This window comes from Pseudomonas sp. SDO5532_S415, assembly GCF_054071155.1.
Window position 1 is genome coordinate 1 of sequence record NZ_JBSVWS010000108.1, and the last position, 20523, is coordinate 20523.

General features: G+C 56.5%; 16 protein-coding genes and 2 pseudogenes. 13 read left to right on the forward strand and 5 right to left on the reverse strand.

Annotated elements, in window-relative coordinates:
- Positions 1 to 293: 293 nt before the first annotated feature.
- From ACW9HW_RS20645 to ACW9HW_RS20680, 8 genes and pseudogenes are all read left to right on the forward strand, one after another.
- A complete protein-coding gene (locus tag ACW9HW_RS20645; protein WP_457401558.1) occupies positions 294 to 2297 on the forward strand; it encodes an aminotransferase class I/II-fold pyridoxal phosphate-dependent enzyme in 2004 nt (667 codons plus the stop codon).
- 24 nt (positions 2298 to 2321) lie between these two features.
- Positions 2322 to 3110 (forward strand): transporter substrate-binding domain-containing protein, encoded by a 789-nt coding sequence (locus ACW9HW_RS20650; RefSeq protein ID WP_095194859.1) that lies wholly within the window; start codon positions 2322 to 2324, stop codon positions 3108 to 3110.
- A 24-nt stretch (positions 3111 to 3134) separates the two neighbouring features.
- Positions 3135 to 3242 (forward strand): annotated as a pseudogene (locus tag ACW9HW_RS20655) (metal ABC transporter ATP-binding protein); the annotation flags it as partial.
- Positions 3243 to 3255: 13 nt separating this feature from the next.
- The gene (locus tag ACW9HW_RS20660) at positions 3256 to 3969 is read left to right on the forward strand and encodes an ABC transporter permease (RefSeq protein ID WP_095194860.1); all 714 of its coding nucleotides are present in this window, start codon (positions 3256 to 3258) and stop codon (positions 3967 to 3969) included.
- An 18-nt stretch (positions 3970 to 3987) separates the two neighbouring features.
- Positions 3988 to 4686, forward strand: a complete 699-nt coding sequence (locus ACW9HW_RS20665) for an ABC transporter permease subunit (protein WP_095194861.1) — start codon at positions 3988 to 3990, stop codon at positions 4684 to 4686.
- On the forward strand, positions 4686 to 5678 hold the full coding sequence (locus ACW9HW_RS20670) for a DMT family transporter (RefSeq protein ID WP_457401560.1): 993 nt from the start codon (positions 4686 to 4688) through the stop codon (positions 5676 to 5678). Before ACW9HW_RS20665 ends, ACW9HW_RS20670 begins: the two co-directional genes overlap by 1 nt.
- Before the next feature lie 27 nt (positions 5679 to 5705).
- Positions 5706 to 6722, forward strand: a complete 1017-nt coding sequence (locus tag ACW9HW_RS20675; protein WP_457401562.1) for a succinylglutamate desuccinylase — start codon at positions 5706 to 5708, stop codon at positions 6720 to 6722.
- Positions 6723 to 7117: 395 nt separating this feature from the next.
- Positions 7118 to 9019 carry a potassium transporter Kup gene (locus ACW9HW_RS20680; protein WP_457401564.1) on the forward strand — a complete coding sequence of 634 codons (1902 nt, stop codon included), beginning with the start codon at positions 7118 to 7120 and terminating at the stop codon, positions 9017 to 9019.
- 3 nt (positions 9020 to 9022) lie between these two features.
- Here ACW9HW_RS20680 and ACW9HW_RS20685 read toward each other — a convergent pair whose 3' ends face one another.
- Positions 9023 to 9694 (reverse strand): class I SAM-dependent methyltransferase, encoded by a 672-nt coding sequence (locus ACW9HW_RS20685; protein WP_457401566.1) that lies wholly within the window; start codon positions 9692 to 9694, stop codon positions 9023 to 9025.
- Positions 9695 to 9851: 157 nt separating this feature from the next.
- On the opposite strand from ACW9HW_RS20685, the gene ACW9HW_RS20690 reads away from it, so the two are divergent.
- The 3 genes from ACW9HW_RS20690 to ACW9HW_RS20700 all read left to right on the forward strand — a co-directional run bounded on the left by ACW9HW_RS20690 (position 9852) and on the right by ACW9HW_RS20700 (position 15027).
- A complete protein-coding gene (locus ACW9HW_RS20690) occupies positions 9852 to 11051 on the forward strand; it encodes an efflux RND transporter periplasmic adaptor subunit (RefSeq protein ID WP_457401568.1) in 1200 nt (399 codons plus the stop codon).
- A 26-nt stretch (positions 11052 to 11077) separates the two neighbouring features.
- On the forward strand, positions 11078 to 14281 hold the full coding sequence (locus tag ACW9HW_RS20695) for an efflux RND transporter permease subunit (RefSeq protein ID WP_457401570.1): 3204 nt from the start codon (positions 11078 to 11080) through the stop codon (positions 14279 to 14281).
- A gap of 113 nt (positions 14282 to 14394) precedes the next feature.
- Entirely contained in the window at positions 14395 to 15027 is a 633-nt protein-coding gene (locus tag ACW9HW_RS20700; RefSeq protein WP_457401572.1) for an FMN-dependent NADH-azoreductase, read from the forward strand.
- Between the two features lie 18 nt (positions 15028 to 15045).
- Here ACW9HW_RS20700 and ACW9HW_RS20705 read toward each other — a convergent pair whose 3' ends face one another.
- Positions 15046 to 15558, reverse strand: coding sequence for a lecithin retinol acyltransferase family protein (locus tag ACW9HW_RS20705; protein WP_095194869.1), 513 nt, complete (start codon positions 15556 to 15558; stop codon positions 15046 to 15048).
- 1045 nt (positions 15559 to 16603) lie between these two features.
- Here ACW9HW_RS20705 and ACW9HW_RS20710 point away from each other — a divergent pair.
- Positions 16604 to 16702: pseudogene (locus tag ACW9HW_RS20710) on the forward strand (transposase); the annotation flags it as partial.
- A gap of 198 nt (positions 16703 to 16900) precedes the next feature.
- Here ACW9HW_RS20710 and ACW9HW_RS20715 read toward each other — a convergent pair.
- The 3 genes from ACW9HW_RS20715 to ACW9HW_RS20725 all read right to left on the reverse strand — a co-directional run bounded on the left by ACW9HW_RS20715 (position 16901) and on the right by ACW9HW_RS20725 (position 19722).
- Positions 16901 to 17968 carry a Shedu immune nuclease family protein gene (locus ACW9HW_RS20715; protein ID WP_457401574.1) on the reverse strand — a complete coding sequence of 356 codons (1068 nt, stop codon included), beginning with the start codon at positions 17966 to 17968 and terminating at the stop codon, positions 16901 to 16903.
- Positions 17969 to 18082: 114 nt separating this feature from the next.
- Positions 18083 to 18994 (reverse strand): hypothetical protein, encoded by a 912-nt coding sequence (locus ACW9HW_RS20720; protein ID WP_457401576.1) that lies wholly within the window; start codon positions 18992 to 18994, stop codon positions 18083 to 18085.
- 47 nt (positions 18995 to 19041) lie between these two features.
- Positions 19042 to 19722, reverse strand: coding sequence for a YEATS-associated helix-containing protein (locus ACW9HW_RS20725; protein ID WP_457401578.1), 681 nt, complete (start codon positions 19720 to 19722; stop codon positions 19042 to 19044).
- A gap of 281 nt (positions 19723 to 20003) precedes the next feature.
- On the opposite strand from ACW9HW_RS20725, the gene ACW9HW_RS20730 reads away from it, so the two are divergent.
- The coding region (locus ACW9HW_RS20730) for a cbb3-type cytochrome c oxidase subunit I (RefSeq protein ID WP_457401580.1) at positions 20004 to 20523 on the forward strand (520 nt) is incomplete at its 3' end.

Sequence of the window (20523 nt, forward strand, 5' to 3'; positions counted from 1 at the left end):
TCCTGTTGGGGCGCGAGGCGGCCCCTCTCTTTACTCAAAAGAAGGGGACTGCTGCGCAGTCCAGCGGGAGCAAGCTCCCTCGCCACACAGGCTCGCTTCCACAGGGGATAAGGGGGGGGAACGACTAGCTGAACAAAAACACCGCGACTGTCGTAAAAACGACCTGTTTACGCTGAACACGAACCCCGACCAGTTTTCTGTTGAACGACTGTTCAGCTTGGACTATGTTCGTTCCACCTTCTCTCCCGGCTGGTTGCGGGCTTGCGTTTCTTCATTTTGAACGAGGCACTGGCATGCGGTTTTCACCCTTTGTTGAGCGGATCTCGGGGCAAGGCGTTGCCGCCTGGGACATCCACAATGCCGCCTTTGAAGCACGGCGCGGTGGGGAAGATGTGATCATTCTCAGTGTCGGCGATCCGGACTTCCCCACGCCCGACTTCATCACCGATGCCGCCATCCAGGCCTTGCGCGAAGGCGACACTCACTACACGGAGATCGCCGGTCGCCCGACCTTGCGCGAAGCCCTCGCCACGCGTTACGGCAAGCTGTTCGACCGCGAGTTGCAAGCGGACAACGTGATCGCGGTGGCGGGTGCACAGAACGCGCTGTTCGTCACGTCGATGTGCCTGCTCAGCGCCGGCGACGAAGTGATTGCCCTGGATCCGATGTACGTGACTTACGAGGCGACGCTCAAGGCCTCCGGCGCGACACTGGTGCGGGTGCCGTGCTCGGCGGACGATGATTTCCGCCTCGATGCGGCGGTGCTGGCCAAAGCCATCACGCCGCGGACCCGGGCGATTTTTCTGTCCAACCCGAACAACCCGACCGGGGTCATGCTCAACCGCGAAGAACTGCAAGCCATCGCTGATCTGGCCATCGCCCATGACCTGTGGGTGGTGGTCGACGAAGTTTATGAAAGCCTGGCGTTCGAGCGCGACCACCTGAGCATGGCGGCCTTGCCGGGCATGGCCGAGCGTTGCGTGGTGATCGCCAGCCTGTCGAAATCCCACGCCATGACCGGTTGGCGAATCGGCTGGATCGTCGCCCATCCGTCCCTGATCGCCCATGCCGAAACCCTGGTACTGAGCATGCTCTACGGCTTGCCGGGGTTCGCCATGGAAGCCGCACTCAAGGCCGTGCAGGCCCACGACGAAGTCACCCACGGCATGCGCGACATCTACCGGCGGCGTCGCGATCTGCTGGTGGCGGGACTGTCGGAGTGTCCGGGCATCAGCGTGCTCAAGCCTGACGCCGGCATGTTCGTGCTGGTGGACGTACGCGCAACCGGCCTCAGTTCGCTGGAGTTCGCCTGGCGGCTGTTGCGCGAGGCGCGGGTGTCAGTGCTGGATGCCGCGGCGTTCGGCGAGCCAGCGCAGGGTTTCGTGCGGCTGTCGTTCACCCTCGGTGAAGAACGGCTGGCCGAGGCCTGCCAGCGAATCCGCGACTTCGTCCTGGTGCTCAAGGGCGAAGCACCACGGCCCGTGATCAGTCGCGTGACGTCCTCGGCAGGGGCCGAACCGGTTGCCGCCCGGACCATGATCGAAGTCGAGCGCCTGCACAAACGCTTCGGCAATATTGAAGTGCTCAAGGGCGTATCCCTGACGGCCCGCGAAGGCGAGGTGATCTCGCTGATCGGTGCCAGCGGTTCGGGCAAAAGCACCTTGTTGCGCTGCATCAACATGCTCGAAGTGCCGGACCAGGGGCGCATTCTGGTGGACGGCGAAAGCATTCACCTGAACCACTCGCGCCCCGGTGCACCGCTGGTTTCCGATGCAAAGCAACTGGTGCGCATCCGTTCCAGCCTGGGCATGGTGTTCCAGAACTTCAACCTCTGGCCCCATCGCACGGTGCTGGAAAACCTCATCGAAGCGCCGACCCAGGTCCTTCGCGAAAGCAAGGCGGAGGCCACTGAACGGGCCGAAGCCTTGCTCGAGCGCGTGGGGCTGGCGGCCAAGCGCAACGAGTACCCGGCGTTTCTCTCCGGGGGACAGCAACAACGGGTGGCCATCGCCCGGGCCCTGGCCATGCGGCCCAAGGTTATGCTGTTCGATGAACCCACCTCGGCACTCGACCCGGAACTGGTCGGGGAAGTGCTGCGGGTGATCCGCTCTCTCGCCGAAGAAGGCCGGACCATGATCCTGGTGACCCATGAGATGGCTTTCGCACGCGATGTCTCTTCCAAAGTCGCCTTTTTGCATCAGGGGCTGATCGAGGAAACCGGTTCGCCGGACGAAGTGTTCGTACACCCACGCAGCGAGCGTTGCCGGCAATTCGTCAACGCTCATCAGACTCGCTAAAAACAACAAAAGACGGGGAAAACCATGGGAAATCGACGTTTGGCAAACTGGTTGACTGGCGCGGCCTGCGTAATGCTGGCCGGCATGAGCGCGGCCCAGGCGCAACCGATCAGGTTCGCGGTGGCCGCCGAACCCTATCCGCCGTACACCGAAAAACAGGCCAACGGTGAGTGGAAGGGCTTTGAGGTCGACCTGATCCACAAGCTGTGCAGCGAAATGAAAGCCGAATGCGAGATCAAGGAAGTGGCGTGGGACGGGATCATTCCGTCGCTGCTGGCCAAGAAGATCGACGTGATTTTCTCCTCGATGTCGGTGACCGAAGAGCGGGAAAAACAGATTGCGTTCAGCAAGGCTTACTACGACTCGGTGGTGGCGATTGTCGGGCCCAAGGACGCGGTCGTGAAAAAATATCCGGACGACCTCAAGGGCAAGACCATCGGCGTGCAGAACTCGACGGTGAGCGCCAGCTACCTGAAGACCTACTACGAAAAAATTGCCGACGTTAAGTATTACGACACCCAGGACTCGGTGAACGCCGACCTGATTGCCGGTCGCATCGACCTGATGATGGCCGACGGCACGGCCATGGCGGCCTTCGTCAAGACCCCGGATGCCAGCAAAAGCAATCTGGACTACCTCGGCGCCGTGCCCTACGACCCGATCTTCGGCAAGGGCGTGGGCGCCGGCCTGCGCAAGGACGACACCGAACTCAAGGCCAAGCTCGACAAGGCCATCCAGGAACTGCTGGCGAGCAAGGACTACGACGACCTGTCCCAGAGCTACTTCGGTACCAGCGTGAAGCCGACGTTCTGAAGACCTGGGCGCCGAGTCCCCCTTGTGGGAGCGAGCCTGCTCGCGAAAGCGGTGTGTCAGTCAACATCATCGCTGAATGACACACCGCATTCGCGAGCAAACTCGCTCCTACAGGGGTTCGGTGGTGCTCTGACTGGAGACTGAAATGCCAGCAATGTTCGATTTGATCGGTTTCAGCGAACAAGGGTGGGGCGGGGCGCTGCTCAAGGGGCTCTGGATGACCCTGCAGATATCGGCCGGGGCCTTCGTACTCGGGCTGGCCATCGGCCTGGTGGTGGCCTGCCTGAAGCTGGGCGCGCCAAAACCGATTGCAGTGTTGGCACGCGGCTACACCACCTTGTTCCGCGCGGTGCCGGAGTTGTTGCTGATCCTGCTGCTGTATTACGTCGGTTCCATGTTGCTCAACTCGCTGATGACCTCGCTCGGTCATGGCGCGGTGAATGTCAGCGGTCCGTTGGCGGCCATCGTGGTACTGGGGCTGGTGCAGGGCGCCTACGCCTCGGAAATTTTCCGCGCGGCGATCCAGGCGATTCCTTTTGGCCAGATCGAAGCGGCGAAGGCCTTCGGTCTGCATGGCTTTGGTCTGTTCCGCCGCGTCACGCTGCCGATCATGGCGCCCTACGCGATGGCAGGGATGGCCAACCTGTGGATCAACCTGATCAAGGACAGTGCGCTGATCAGCGTGGTCGGCACCAACGAGCTGCTGTACACCGCCAAGCAAGGCGCGGGGTCGACGCGTCACTACCTGTTGTTCTACCTCACGGCCGCCGCCCTGTATTACGCGGTAACGCTGGTGTCCAACTACCTGTCGGGACGGTTGGAGCGACGCATTCGTCGCTGGATGCCTCTTGTTGACTAAACCGGCTGAGAGATTGAAATGATTCCTGCGTGGACCATTGAATACGGGGCACTGTTGCTCCGAGGGCTGCAAACGACCATTACCATTCTGTTGGTCTCCAGCGTGTTCGGCTACGCACTGGCCGTATTGGTGGCACTGGCGCGAATCTCGAAAAACAGGGCGATCGCCAAGCTCAGCCTGTTCTACACCAGCGTGACGCGCGGTACGCCGTTGCTGATCCAGATCTACATCTTCTACTACGGGATCGGCAGCCTGTTCGCGCAGTTTCCGCTGATCCGCAGCAGTTTTCTCTGGCCCTATCTGCGTGATGGTTATTGGTACATCGTCTTCGCCCTGGTGGTGTCGATGGGCGCCTATGTCGGCGAAGTGATTCGCGGCGGCCTGCTGGCGGTGCCCAAAGGCGAAATGGAAGCGGCCTCGGCCTTTGGCATGACCCCGCGCCAGGCCCTGTGGCGGGTGCGTTTACCCAGGGCGCTGCGTTTGCTGTTGCCGACCCTGGCCGGGGAAACGGTGATGTTGCTCAAATCCACGGCACTGGCCTCGACCATCGCGGTGATCGACTTGCTGGGCGCGGCCAACGTTGTCCGCGCCCAAACGCTGCAAGTCTATGAACCGTTGCTGCTGGTGGCCGGTGTCTACGTTTGCCTGACGTTCTTGATTGAAGGCCTGTTTGCCTTTGCCGAACGGCGGGGAACGCCGGTACGCAGGTCCGCATGATGAACACGCCCGTGGTCGACCGTTCGTTGCAAGGCATTGGCCTGTGTACGCTGGGCTATGCCTTCCTGTCCTTGCAGGACGCTGGCATCAAGTGGCTGGTGGCCGATTATTCGGTGGTCACCATCCTGTTCTGGCGCGCCCTCGTGGTGGCGGTTGCGTGCCTGCTGGTGGGGCGCTTGCAACTGGTGCAGCGCGCCTGGCGCTCGTCCAGTCGGCGTTTGCTGGTGGTGCGCGGCCTGCTGTCGATTGCGGCCTGGCTGCTGTATTACACGGCAGCTCGGGACCTGAGCCTGGCGGAGATGACCACCCTGTATTTCTCGGCACCGATCATGGTCACGGTGTTGGCAACGGCAATTCTCAAGGAGCGCGTCACGGGTTGGCAGTGGTTTGCCCTGATCATCGGTTTCATCGGGGTGGTGATAGCTTGTCGCCCCAACAACATGACCGATCCGTTGCCGATCGTCCTGACGCTGCTGGCGGCGATGTGCTGGGCGTTCACGTATATCCAGTTGCGCCAGGTCGATGACCAGACGTCGGTACTGGAACAGATGCTGATCACCAATGTGGTGTTCGTCATCTGCATGGCCGTGGCGTTGCCCTGGACCCATACCCCGACACCGACGCCCGCCTGGTTGGGCATGCTCGGCGCGGGGCTGATGGGTGGGATCGGGCAGTTTCTGCTGTTCGCCAGTTTCCAGCGCGCCACCGCGACCGTGCTGGCGCCGTTCGAGTACACCGGACTGATCTGGGCGTTCCTGCTGTCGAGCCTGATCTGGGGCACGTTGATGGATGTGTCGCTGATGATCGGCGCCGGGCTGATCGCTGTCAGTGGCACCCTGGCGATGATCTTCGGCCGCCACCCGTCACAGGACGTCGTCGGTGCCGAATGCTCCGTGTCGCAGTCCCTGTATCCGGCAGCGGCCGATGGCCAGGGGGAAAGTCTCGAGGCTCAGGCACCGCTCGATCCAGAGGCCGTCGAGCATCGCCGTTAGGCCACAGTCATGAGGGGAGGGCAGCGCATGGTGCGGGATGTTTCGTTCAACGTTCTCAACAATAACGGTGGCGCGGTGCAGGTCGGTGCGTGGCGTTTCGAGGGCGATGGTCACGGGCCGAACGTGCATTTGCAGGCCGGGGTGCATGCCGATGAAATCGCCGGGATGCTGGTGCTGCACCTGTTGATGCAACGCCTTCATGTCGCCGAGTCCGAGGGCAGGCTCAAGGGCAATGTGACCGTGGTGCCCCAGGCCAATCCGCTGGGCATCGGACAGTTTCGCCAGGGACGGATTCTCGGCCGATACCATGATGCGACCGGGCATAACTTCAATCGTGGATTCGACCAGTCGGCGGCAATGGAACGACCATCAACCGTCGTCCAGCACTGGCAACAGAAACTGGTGCAACTGGCGGCGCCGGCGGATGTGATGCTCGACTTGCACACCGATGACGAAGCGTTGCCCTACCTTTACGTGCACCGCAGTTTCTGGCCCCGTGGTCGTGAACTGGCGGCGGCGCTGAAAATGGAGGTGGCGATCATCTGGGATGACGGCGGTGATGGCTCCTTCGAAGAAACCATCATTGCGCCCTGGCTGCGTGACGGCAGCACCGGGCAACGCATGGCCGCGACCCTGGAGTTACGCGGGCAGGGCGACGTCAACGACCACTTCGCCAGGCAGGACGCCGAAGGACTTTATGCGTGGTTGTGCGGGTATGGGGTGATCGACGACGCGGTATCGCCCAACGAGTGGCCTGTGGAGGCCGTGGAAATGGGGCATATGGAAACCATCCTTGCACCGCAGCCTGGCGTGTTGATCTTTGAAAAGGCGCTGGGCGATGTCGTCGAAGAAGGCCAGCGCTTCGCACGAATCCTGCGCCGCCCGGGCGATCCATCCTCCGAAGTGGTGCTGTATGCCGAACAGACCGGGCGACTGGTGACGCGCTACCGCGATCGTTTGATCTCCCAGGGCATGGGTGTGGCGAAGTTCACGGGCAGCCGGATGTCGCGCAACTGGGGCGGTGGATTGCTGGACCCGAACTAGTCACGGCGGGTCACGTGGAAAACCTGTAGGAACAGCTTGCTCGCGAAAAACGTCCTGACACCGCAATCATTCAGACATGACGCGTTATCGTTGACGTCCATCGCGAGCAAGCTGTTCCTACAGGTTTCTGATCACCCGTGCAGAGAAGTCCATGAAGGCGTCCGGGGTGATCCTCCTCGCGTAAAATTTTTACGCTTTTTTTACGGTAGTCACTTTCGTCCGAAACGATACTGGCCGCGTTTTCCAACGTCCATGCGTATCGCCCTTTACCTCCTGGCTTTCTGAACACGCAGAAAAGTTTAAGTAAGGTTCAACGGAATGTGTCAAACGGCGTCGAGCCCCTTCTCGCTCAAGGATCGCATGCACCATTGCCCTTCAATTCAGAGAAGCTACCTGTGAGCGAAAGCACGACCGCTGTCCATGACCACTCGCAAGTCAAAACGTCCGCCGCAGGTTTGCTTGTTGCTGCTGTCGGAGTGGTCTACGGCGATATTGGCACCAGTCCCTTGTACACCCTCAAAGAAGTCTTCGGAGGGCATTACGGCGTTCAGGCCAACCATGACGGCGTGCTGGGTATTCTGTCGTTGATCTTCTGGTCGCTGATCTGGGTCGTTTCAATCAAGTACGTCCTGTTTGTCCTTCGCGCCGATAATCAGGGCGAAGGCGGAATCATGGCGTTGACGGCATTGGCCCGCCGGGCGGCCAGCCCTTATCCGTTCATGAGCAAGGTGCTGGTTCTGCTCGGTCTTTTCGGCGCGGCGCTTTTCTACGGCGACAGCATGATCACGCCGGCCATCTCGGTGTTGTCCGCTGTCGAAGGTTTGCAACTTGCCTTTGACGGGATCGAGCATTGGGTCGTACCGCTGTCAGTGATCGTGCTGGTGGCACTGTTTCTGATTCAGAAACATGGCACGGCCCGTATTGGTATCTTGTTCGGCCCGGTGATGGTGCTGTGGTTTGTCGTGTTGGGTGTACTCGGGATCTACGGGATTTTGCAACATCCGCAGGTACTGGAGGCGCTGAATCCTGCATGGGCGGTGCAGTTCTTCGTGGTTCATCCGGGCATTGGCGTGGCCATCCTGGGTGCCGTCGTATTGTCATTAACCGGCGCTGAAGCGCTTTATGCCGACATGGGCCATTTTGGTCGCAAGCCTATCGCTCGTGCGTGGTTCATCCTGGTGTTGCCCGGCCTGGTGCTCAACTACTTTGGACAGGGCGCCTTGATCCTGGGAAACCCCGAGACTGTGCGCAATCCGTTCTATTTGCTGGCACCTGAGTGGGCGCTGTTGCCGATGGTCGCGCTCTCCACGCTGGCCACCATCATCGCTTCGCAAGCCGTGATCTCCGGTGCTTTTTCCCTGACCCGCCAGGCCATTCAGCTGGGTTACGTCCCGCGCATGTTTATCCAGCACACCTCCAGCCATGAACAGGGACAAATCTACATCGGCACGGTTAACTGGGCATTGATGGTCGGAGTGGTCCTGCTGGTGATCGGTTTCGAGTCATCCAGTGCCTTGGCCGCCGCTTATGGGGTCGCCGTGACGGGGACCATGTTGATCACCACCGTCCTGTCTTCGGCCATTGTCCTGCTCCTTTGGAAAACACCGCGCTGGTTGGCCGTTCCGATGCTGCTCGGTTTTTTGCTGGTCGACAGCCTGTATTTCGCGGCCAATGCGCCGAAGATTTTTCAAGGCGGTGCGTTCCCGGTGATTGCCGGCATTGGCCTGTTCATTTTGATGACAACCTGGAAGCGGGGCAGGAAGACGATTGTTGAGCGGCTGGATGAAACCACGCTTCCTTTACCACTGTTCATCGCCAGCATCCGCACGCAGCCTCCCCATCGCGTACAAGGCACGGCGGTATTTCTTACGGCCAGGGCCGATGCCGTTCCTCACGCACTGCTGCACAACCTGCTGCATAACCAGGTGCTGCACGAGCAAGTGGTGCTGTTGACCGTGGTATCCGAAGACAGCCCGCGGGTGGCTGCCCACCAGCGGTTCGAAGTTGAATCCTACGGTGAAGGCTTCTTCCGGGTCAGTCTGCACTTTGGCTTTATCGAGGAGCCGGATGTCCCGCTGGCCTTGAGTCTGTGTCATTTGGACGAGCTGGATTTCAGCCCGATGCGCACAACGTATTTCCTCAGCCGCGAGACCGTCATCCCGACCAGACGCATCGGTATGGCTCGTTGGCGAGAGGGGCTGTTCGCCTTTTTACTCAAGAACGCCAACAGCAATCTGAAGTACTTCAATTTGCCACTCAACAGGGTAATAGAGCTCGGCACACAGGTCGAGATGTAGCGTTTAGCGACGCTGCTCGGCCACCAACAGCAAGGACTGCGGCACAGGGCTTTGCGGGTGCTGCGGTTCTTGCAAACCGACCAGTTGAAAACCGGCCATGTCCAGCGCATTCAGCCAGCTGGACAGGGTACGGAAATACCACGGCATGGGCTGCCACTGGCCCTTGAATCCGCAAAACGTCTCTTCCCGCCATCCATCCTGATAGTCGCCGGCCGCCACCGCCCAAGGATGCAGCGTCTGAATGACCAGCGCGCCGCCCGGGGAGAGCAGGGCGTTCATGGCCGCGAGCAGGGGGATGATGTCCTGGTGCAGCAGGGCGAAGTTGGCGCAGATCAGGTCGTAGTCGCTACCGACGTCGACCTTCGCCTCCACCAACTCGTCGTAGTTCGCCAAATGCACCGGTGCAGAGCCGGCCCTGCGCGCCGCCTCGACCAGCGTCGCGCTGCCATCCACCCCGAACGCCTCGATGCCTCGTTCAGTCAGTGCGCGCAGCAACCAGCCTTCGCCGCAACCCAGATCCAGCACACGCCGGGGCTGACGGCCCTGCACCGCCAGCAGGATTGCCTGGTCGGTGACCTTCAGGCGGCTGTCGATGGCGCCGCTGCGGATCGCTTCGATCCAGGCTTCGGCGTTCTGGTGCCAGCTTTGGAGGAGGGTGGACTCGGGGGAGGGCATGGCGTTTTCGCACCTTGAAAGCACCGGTGTAGAGATTTTAGGGGGAATTGGATGTTTTGAGCAGCCATCCAAGAATCTATCGTGCGTGAACCCAAGTGCTGACGGATGACGCTATCACTGCTCAGTCGTTGCCTTCAACTTCCACGCGAGATCTCACATGAACACCTCAACGCCGATGGCAAAAAAAAGTAAAACTGCACTCGCTGTCAGCGTATTGATCGTGCTGGGAGTGGGCACTTATCAAATACAGGCGCCTGTCGCCGCTCCAGCGGCACAACCTGCGAGCATAGCGACACCGGTGAGCGTTGCGCAGGTGATAGAAAAACCGATTGTCGAGTGGAGTGACTACTCTGGCCGAATCGAAGCGATTGAACATGTCCAGATTCGTCCACGAGTCAACGGCACCATTGATGCCGTGCATTTCCAGGAAGGGCAGGTGGTCAACAAAGGGGCTCCTCTGTTCACCATTGATCCTCGCCCTTATGAGGCTGCTCTGGCCAAAGCGCAAGCGACACGCGAAAGCGCCAGGGCGCGCCTGTCTCTGGCGAAAACCGAGCTGGGGCGCTCAAGCAAATTGATCGTCCAGCGGGCCATTTCCCAGCGCGAGCTGGATCAACGTGCAAATGACGTGCTGGAGGCGCAAGCCGCCCTGAGCGCGGCGCAGGCCGATGTACTGAGCGCCCGACTGAACCTGCAGTATTCGACGATCACGGCGCCGGTAACGGGCCGGGTTTCCCGCGCCGAACTCACGGTCGGCAACCTGGTGGGTACCGGTCCGGAGGCTCCCGTCCTCACCAGCATTGTTTCCGTGTCTCCGGTCTATGTGAACTTCGAGCTCGATGAAGCCAGCTACATCCGCTTTGTTCGCAATGGCGCAAAGGGCAGCACCGGGGTCAACAATTTACCCGTATTCATGGGGTTGGCGAATGAGGCGGATTACCCCTACAGCGGGCGTATCAAGTCCCTGGATAACCAGCTGGATCGTCAGTCCGGAACGCTAAGGGTGCGTGCGGTGTTCGAAAACACCAATGGCGAACTCACCCCCGGAATGTATGCCCGGGTGCGTACCGGTGATTCCGCGCCGCGGGCCACGACGTTGATACGCGATCAAGCGGTAGGCACAGACCAATCCAAAAAGTACGTGTTTGTCGTCACCCCGGAAAACAGGGTGGCCTACCGAGAAGTGTCTCTTGGCCCGGTGATCGATGGCTGGCGTGTTGTGCGTTCGGGCCTTTCCAAAGGCGAGCGCATCGTTGTCGAAGGCCTGCAGAAAATCCGTCCAGACGACCTGGTCGATCCGCAGCCGGTTGTCGATTCAGTCGCCATCGGCATCCAGAACACTTCGGGACGGTCTTGATCGTCGGTCAGTAAGGAGCAGCTTTCATGAACATCTCGCGCTTTTTCATTGATCGACCGATATTCGCCGGCGTGCTTTCAGCGATCATCTTCATTGCCGGTCTGATTGCCATTTTCAACCTGCCCATATCCGAGTACCCGGATGTCGCGCCACCCTCGGTCGTGGTGAAAGCTCAATACCCTGGTGCGCACCCTCAGACCATCGCCGAGACGGTTGCAACGCCCATGGAGGAGCAGATCAACGGTGTGGAAGGGATGCTGTACATGAATTCCCAGGCCACGCCGGATGGTCAGCTGACCCTGACGGTGACCTTCAAGCTCGGCACCAATCCCGACCTTGCGCAGCAAATGGTACAGAACCGGGTAAACCAGGCATTGCCGCGCTTGCCCGAAGCAGTGCAGCGCCTTGGCGTCACCACGCTTAAAAGCTCGCCTGACCTCACGATGGTCGTGCACTTGCGTTCACCTAACGAACGCTATGACATGCAGTACCTTCGCAACTATTCCCTGATCAACATCAAGGACCAGCTCGCGCGTCTTCCAGGTGTCGGCCAGGTTCAAGTGGCGGGCTCGGGCGATTACGCGATGCGTATCTGGCTCGACCCGCGCAAGTTGGCGGCTCGAAACCTGGCCGCCGGTGACGTGGTGCAGGCGCTGCGTGAGCAGAATGTCAACGCAGCAGCCGGCGTGATCGGTGCATCACCTTCTGCGCCTGGCGTCGACTATCAGATTTCGGTGAACGCTCGTGGCCGTTTAACAACAGAAGACGAATTCCGCGACGTGATTGTCCGTACCTCGGCGGACGGCCGCGTCACTCGTTTGCGTGATGTTGCCCGGGTAGAACTGGCAGCCGGCGAATACGCGTTGCGCACGTTGGTGGACAACAAGCAGGCTAACGCCATCCTCATTTACCAGCTGCCGGGTTCCAACGCATTGCAGATTTCCGACAATGTGCGCAAGACCATGGCCGAGTTGAAAAAGGACATGCCCGAAGGCGTGGACTATCAGGTGATCTACGACCCGACGCAATTCGTCCGCTCTTCGATCGATGCGGTCATTCATACGCTGCTTGAAGCCATCGTGCTGGTCGTCCTGGTCGTCATCATTTTCCTGCAGACATGGCGGGCTTCGATCATTCCGCTGCTGGCCGTACCGGTATCGGTGGTGGGGACTTTCGCCATCATGTTGATGATGGGTTTTTCGATCAACGCGTTGAGCCTGTTCGGACTGGTGTTGGCCATCGGGGTCGTGGTCGACGATGCAATCGTAGTGGTCGAAAACGTCGAACGTAATATCGCGCTCGGTCTGTCGGCCCGTGAAGCGACCTACCAGGCGATGCGCGAAGTATCGGGGCCGATCGTTGCGATCGCGCTGACCCTGTGTGCGGTTTTCGTGCCGTTGGCGTTCGTCAGTGGGCTCAGCGGGCAGTTCTTCAAGCAGTTCGCCTTGACCATTGCCATTTCCACCGTGATCTCCGCGTTCAACTCCTTGACCTTGTCGCCGGCCTTGGCAGCCATGCTGCTCAAGGGGCACGACGCGCCAAAGGACGCATTTCAAAAAGCATTCGATAAAGTCTTCGGTGGCTTCTTCAAACACTTCAACCGGCTGTTCGGCCGCGCCTCCGATAACTACGGGACAAGCGTCTCCAGGGTACTCAAGCGCAAGTCACTGGCGTTGCTGGTTTACGGCGTGTTGGTCGTCGCGGCTGTGTTGATTTTCAACAAGGTGCCGGCAGGGTTTGTCCCGCCACAAGACAAGCAATACCTGGTGGGCTTTGTTCAACTGCCCGACGCCGCCTCCCTGGATCGTACTGAAGCCGTATTGCGCGATATGACCAGCACTGCACTGGCTGTGCCGGGCGTGGAGGCGGTTACCGGTTATGCCGGCTGGTCCATCAACGGTTTCGTCAGCAGCCCTAATTCCGGTGTTGCGTTCTTCGTGCTCAAGGATTTTGCCGAGCGTAAAGGACCCGGTATGACGGGCAATGAAATTGCTGCACAGCTCAATGCCAAATTCGGCGAGATCAAGGGCGCCTACACCGCAGTATTCCCGCCACCACCTGTGTCTGGCATGGGTAACGTAGGCGGCTTCAAGTTGCAGTTGCAGGATCGGGCGGCGCTCGGCACGCCGGCATTGAATAATGCGCTGCAGGCGTTCATGGCCAAGGCCAGACAGGCACCTGAACTTGCCGGCATGTTCTCCAGCTTCCAGATGAACGTGCCGCAACTGTACGCCGATGTCGACCGTACGCGTGCACAGCAATTGGGTGTTTCAATCCCGTCGGTATTCGAAACCCTGCAAATCTACCTGGGCTCGATTTACGTCAATGACTTCAACAAGTTCGGCCGTACCTTCCAGGTCAAGGTACAGGCTGACGCGGAGTTCCGGGGGCACGCGGAAGATATCGGATTGCTCAAGGCCCGTAACGATAAAGGCGACATGGTCCCGCTGGCGTCAGTGTTGAAAATGACCCAGACCTACGGTCCGGACCAGGCCATGCGCTACAACGGCTTCCCGTCGGCAGACGTCAGCGGCGGTCCGGCCCCGGGCTACAGCAGCGGCCAGGCACTGGAAGCCATCGAGCGCATCGCCGCAGAGACATTGCCCCGTGGCATAGGCTACGAATGGACCGAACTGACCTATCAGAACAAGATCGCGGGCAACACGCTGTTCATCATCTTGCCGCTGTCGATGCTGCTGGTGTTCTTCGTGCTCGCCGCGCAGTACGAAAGCCTGACCTTGCCCGTCGCTGTACTGCTGATTGTTCCAATGGGCATCCTTTCGGCAATTGCAGGGGTTTGGCTGACCGGAGGAGACAACAACCTGTTCACCCAGATCAGCTTTGTGGTGCTTGTGGGGTTAGCCTGCAAAAACGCGATTCTGATCGTCGAGTTCGCTCACGAACTGGAGCACCAGGGCCGCTCGATTCGCCAGGCTGCCATTGAAGCGGCACGCCTTCGCCTGCGGCCGATTTTGATGACTTCCATCGCCTTTATCGCCGGCGTAGTGCCACTGATCACCTCCAGTGGTGCCGGTGCGGAAATGCGGCAAGCCATGGGTATCGCGGTGTTTACCGGGATGATCGGGGTAACGCTCTTCGGTCTGTTCCTGACCCCTGTGTTCTATGTGCTGCTGCGTCAGTTGTCAGTGCGTTTCACGCGCCCGACCAAAGAGTCGCCCAGCCTCACTGCACACAACGCTGCCCCTCATCCCGTCACCGAGGAAGCTTGAGCCATGAACATCGGGCAAACGCCTGTTGAACATCAGGTAATAATGATGAAATGGCTTCAAACCCGAAGCCGCAATCGGCTTTACGAACAACAATAATCCGGGGGAGTGCGTCCATGAAGTTGCTGCACGTTGATGCCAGTCCAAAAAGCGGGCGCTCGAATTCGCGAGCGCTGGCCCGCCACTTCGTGGAGTGTTTACGCGCGCAGAATGTAAAGCTCGACATCGATTACCTGGACCTGATGGAGCATCCTCCTGCCCATATCGACGAATCATTCACGATCGCCGCGTACACACCCACGGAGCAACGTACTGCCGCGATGGAACAGGCGCTGGCGCCATCCACGGCGTTGTGCAAACGCGTCCTGGAGGCTGATGCGCTTCTGTTTGCCATGCCGATGCATAACTTCTCTTACCCGTCGGTTTTCAAAGCCTTTATAGACAACATCATTCGCGCGGAACTGACCTACGTAGTCGATGGCTCAGGTCAGTACATCGGCCAGCTGGTGAAGCACAAAGCGCTGTTCATCACCACCCGCGGCACAGACATGCGCGCGGGCATGCCACTTTCGCATCTGGATGCACTGACGCCGTCCCTCAAGGCCGCATTTGGATTCATAGGCGTCCAAGACCTGGCGTTCGTCAATGCACAACCTACCCAATTTGCAGCCAAGGAGGAGCGGGAAGAAGCCTTGGAGAGGGCACGTATTCAGTTGGCGGAAGTTGCAAAAAAGTGGGCGGCAGAATAGTCAATCTCGCTCACGCATCTAATTGAACGCGATACGTTTGCGAATCACAGGAAAATACAGGGATGCCAACATTGGCCAATGCAGAGCCATCAACTTAATCGCTTTTATCGGATGAGCCAACGCCTCTCGCACCTGCGGGCTTTCAGGCTTTCCAAAGAGACACCAATAACAAAAGTGTTCGCAATTATTGGTAAGCAGTCGATAGCGGGACTCTCCTACACGGGAAAGCGCTCGTTCTAAAACCACCTCAGGTTTGAAACAGGCTTGACTGTGCCTTCTGACACGCACCTGTCTTCCGTTGGCGAAACGGCTCAAATGGATAATTTCAATTGGACCCGTTTCAAAGCCTCCACACATGCCGGCGTAGTGGATCACTTGCTGTTCACCAAGATAAATCCCATGGTGAACGTAACCATTGCGGCAGGTAATCAAGTGACTGCCGGGTGAAACACTGATTAACGAAGACCAATCAAGATCATTCCAAAGTGGATTGGGATAACGTCCAGGATAGAAACCAATGAAAGTTTTCATGGAAGGGCGCGCTCTTGTGAGGTCTACATCGCTAAAAGCATAAAGCGCGCCACCAAACACCCCATGAAATAGGGATTCCAAGGCGGGTAATCAGATATTTGATTGACTAAAAAATCAAAGATGCGTCTGCCAAATGATCAAATGATCAATCGACCCGGCGGGGTGAAAACCCACGCCGTCATAATGAAAGCCATTGATCTGGCGCTGGCTCGGTAAATCTCTAATGAAACATTACAGATTCAAGGAGGGGTGAGTGGTGGAGCAGGGGGCTGCATAGTCGAAACAACGGATCCCGAGACCCGTTTAAATTTAAATCTACTAAATGGATGTTTAGTGTAGTTATAAGTAATAATTATTAAAAAGCCGATAAATCAGCGATCAGGGTATTAAAAAGCGTACGAATCCCACCACGAACGACTGGATCGTCTGTTCAGCTCAAAACGCAATCCCACTGACGTTATCAACGATTATCAAGGTCGTGTAGCTCCCGCATCGATTCTTCATCCTCAGGGTTCAGCTTTTGAGTGACAAGCGTCTCCCGTAATTCTGGTGTTGTCATCATGGATCCTGGCGTTGCTGCACATCCGGTCCGTACCGGGGAATAAGAGCGTCCAAAGGAAAATCATTCTGCGTGGAGCATCAGCAATAGAAAACACTCCACGCAGAATCCAGCCGCGCAATCTGCACGACGCGCAGACTTCCATGAAGAGCGCTACAGGTTCACGATCCAGCCTTGGCATTGAAGGAAATGAGCGAACAAGATAAGGCTGAGATTGAGCGCATCGTTCATAGAGCTTGGCGTTGTCAGGGTCTGGATTTCATCACAGCAGCAAACGAGCGCGACTGAGGTGATGCAGGTTTGAAATCTGCCCTGACAGAGCCTCACGTTGAATATGTTTAAGTACGTGTAATGTATATTATGTTAAATCATATGTTATGTCAGATGTGTTCATGAGCGTGTTAAATCGCTGATTCGACAATCCCGCTTCTAACGTCCACTCTCTTAACGGGCCATGTGCTTCGTATTGATGCCTATCCGCTCATCATGAGCAACCCGCGTTACCCCGAAGAGTTCAAGATCCAAGCGGTCAACCGAGTGGCCGAAAAGCAGTTTCCCGTGGCAGACGTTGCGGCACGCCTTGGCAAGGTTTGAAGCTGATGTTTACGACGCTGATGCGACAAGTCTGGCCGGACAGGTGCTGTTCTGGCGAAGTTCGGTACCACCGGCCACCACCTTCACGCGGATGGTGAACACCCTCTCCAGTCCCCCCAAATGGTTCCAATCAGCGACCTACCGATACAGCAGGCCCATGCCTTCGATAGCTTGCAATGGGGCTCTAAGCTACATTTGGTTGAATGTTGCAAACTGCTGATACAGCTCATCGAAAGTAACTATATTTACATGCGAAGCGACAGCTTGCCGCTGAACTTCAAACGCCTTTAGCTTATCTGGATTGGCTTCCAAGCTATCGATATTTCCGGCAATCAAGAAGCAACGTGGAGAGAACACTTCAAAGGGTACAGGGGCGCGATGTTGTTTTTGAAAGTAATTTTTCATCAGTTCACTTCGCTGAATCAACACTTGCGATATTGCCCCTGAAACATCTTTGGATAGAGGATAGGTTCCTCGATATTTTGAGCCCAGTAGCTTAGTATCCGGAGCCTTGATTTCCACCAGACTGACGTTGTTTGTTTTATTAAGAAACGCGAAATCAGCCCTTAGCCCTCCAGCCCCAGATGTATCTGTACCCGCAATATGGAACTCGCTTTGCAGTAAAACAGCATGCCCACCAAGAAGGCGCTCCAAGACACCCTTTCGGTTTTCGAATTCCTTTTGCCAAAACCCCTCGTCGCCCTTTTTCGAATCTCGATTGGTTGCCCAGACGTCAAGTGCCAGAGCGATGTCGGAAGCGTAAATACCTCGCTCAAGCAGTGGCAGAACGTCGTCTGTCACTACGACGTTGTTGAAGTCCTCTATCGCCTCCACGACCTGGCCAACAAGGCCTAGGGCTGACAGATCTGGCTCTTCATCGTCAACATAGTCAATCAAATCGCTGAGACTTTTTCGAGCGCGGTTGGTAGCTGTTATAAAATTCCGAAAAACCGGGTCAGAACTGCATTTTTTTGAGACTGCCTTATCAGACACGTGGTCTCCGAAAACCTCGCGCACCTTCTGCTCAACTTTATCTTCAAGCAAGCAGAGCAAATATTCAGCAGTCTCTTTGGGATCTTCGGAAAAGCCTGGATGACTCAGTTTTAAGCTTAGTGCTGTTGCTAACTTTTCCACATCCTGAGGCTTTGCTTGTCGCAAATCCTCTGACAAAAACAAAGAATCCACAAAATCAGAAATTTTAAAATTTTTCTTCCCCATGTGATCAGCACATCCACTGTCCATCAGTTTCAATACCATGGCAGACTGAAATCACTCCCGCCATGCTGGTCTGGGCGAATGTTGCCTCATCTATAGCCTGGATTCGAACTTTTTGTGAACCATTGGAAATCAGACTAAACGTGAAGATATCCATCACGCTCCAGAAGACTTTAAGTATTCACCATTATCCTCGTCCAAAAAGTTAAAATTAATTAAATAATTATAAATGGCGATCCTCACGTGCCGCTCGATTTCGACATATATCTGACGGTGTTGAATCATTGAGAATTCCGAAAGCAAAATGTCCATTTCCAGCAGCGCACCGGTGTGAGCTATCTTGCTTCGCCTATCATAATATTTATTCAATATGCTATTCGCATCATCGCCTGCAATGTCAGAGTGAGTTAGCATGAAGGCTTTAAACCTTTTTGCCAGAGAGAATTTTTTGGTGCCGCAAGATGTGCAGTTTTCGAAGATTTCTCCCTTTCTACTCGACTCATAATCTACAAGATTTTCAATTGCAGAAATCAGACCGACAATTGCCATGCTCGTGGATTCACGCATTACTTTTCGCATATCTTGATGCAAAAAAAGTGATATGTTGTAGCGTTTTCTCGCCTCCAGAGACAACTTAAAATAATTCTCGAAGTAGGTATCAGCACTGCTATCGATCATTAATGAGTCAGTATTACTGTTTTGTCTGGCCGCCACGCGCCCGACACATTTTCGCATCGGATAAAGCGTGGTTACATCGGTAAAGCTCTCAATTTCAGGTTGAGGTGATGGGAGGATTTGCTTGTCGCGATCGAAGTCCAGCTCACAGAAATAATTAGTAGAGATGTATATTAGTGATATCAGCTCTCTTAAGTGATCCAAGTGGGCGCGACTTTCGAAAATATCCTCATTCAGTTTACTCAGCTTTGGATTTCCCGCGCGAATTTTATGGGCATCGGAAAACTCCAGATCATAATAACTTTTCAGAAAGCCACCGATTTTCTGGCTTGGCACTATCTGAAATATATCTTTAAATTTATAATAACCAGAAACCATAGGGCCAGATCGCACGGTGCTTCTATATATTTTTGCCATTATGTTCGGTACTGCCTAGCCACTTAAGATGAGTGTTGATTCGCGTTCTTTTTGAGCTCAATGGCTCCGTTTTTCCCTGAGCCTGTGAGGTACCACCGCTTTTGGCCTCTAGCATTTACACCGCGTCTAACAAAGCTCATTTCCTGCAGTGTCGATAAAGCCTTATTTACGAATTCGAGTTCAAGCTTCAACTCTTGAGCTAACCCCGTCGCCGATCGCATTGTGTATGGGCCGTCGAGCAGATGGGTTAGCACTGACTTTGTAGTTGGGTCCAGTTCATTGAAAATCTTTTGATCTTCCGAGCTAAGCGGTCCTGCTTCTGGCTCCATTGCGCTCTCGGTCGCGTCCAAAGCCGATGTAGCTTTAGTTTGTGCATCTTCGGCTTTCTTCTTTACTTCTTTAAGCTCTTTGATGACATTGGCACTCATCAGTCGAATGAACTTCTGTGCCGATATCGACGCTATCAGGCAGAAGCCGATCAGGATGAGGTACTTTAGGGCGTCGAGCTCGGGGTTGCTTATAATCTCTTGAAGCAATGTGCTAGAGATAGTATTTAAAAATAGAGGAACCATAAGCGCAGCACAGACGCCCAGCAGTATATTTTTGGCTACATCCAGCCCCCAACTTCCGCCGTACAGTAGATGGCCCGCGAAACCTCCCACTGCGCCAGTCAAAACGAGCGTTGCTAAAATCACTATAAGCATTCACATTTCCCACGAATCGAATTCAGATGCCTACGGGTGGCCAAAAAAGCCGAGATTAACCCTCAGAGCATCAAAATGCCATCATCATCTTTCAGATGAGCTCGCGATGATAGGTGGATCCGCTTGCGAATGGCGGCAGGAGCACCGCTTTTTCGCGTTTCAGCGAATTCATCCTGTTCACAACTTTTAACAACCCTGCGTCTCAATACTCACATCTCTTAACGAGCATGTTCTGCGAAATCTCGTGACTATTGTCCTCAAGCACAGCGAGTGATCGCCAGATGAGCACCGTAGATACCCCAGCCTACAACTATAAGGTCGTCCGCCAATTCGTCGTGGCGACCATTGTCTGGGGCGTCGTGGGAATGGCGATGGGCGTGTGGATCGCCTCGCAGCTGGTATGGCCCGAGATGAACCTCGACCTGCCATGGACCAGTTTCGGCCGCTTGCGCCCGCTGCACACCAGCCTGGTGATTTTCGGCTTTGCCGGCAGCGCGCAATTCGCCGCCAGTTACTACGCGGTGCAGCGTACCTGTCTGGTGCGGCTGTTCTCGGACAAACTCGCCGCCTTCACGTTCTGGGGCTGGCAGTCGGTGATCGTGGTGATGCTGATCAGCCTGCCGCTGGGCTACACCACCACCAAGGAATACGCCGAGATCGAATTCTCCGGCGCGGTGTGGTTGACCGTGGTCTGGGTCGCCTACGCCATCGTGTTCTTCACCACCGTGGTGCAGCGCAAGACCAAACACATCTACGTCGGCAACTGGTTCTTCGGCGCGTTCATCGTCGTCATCGCCATGT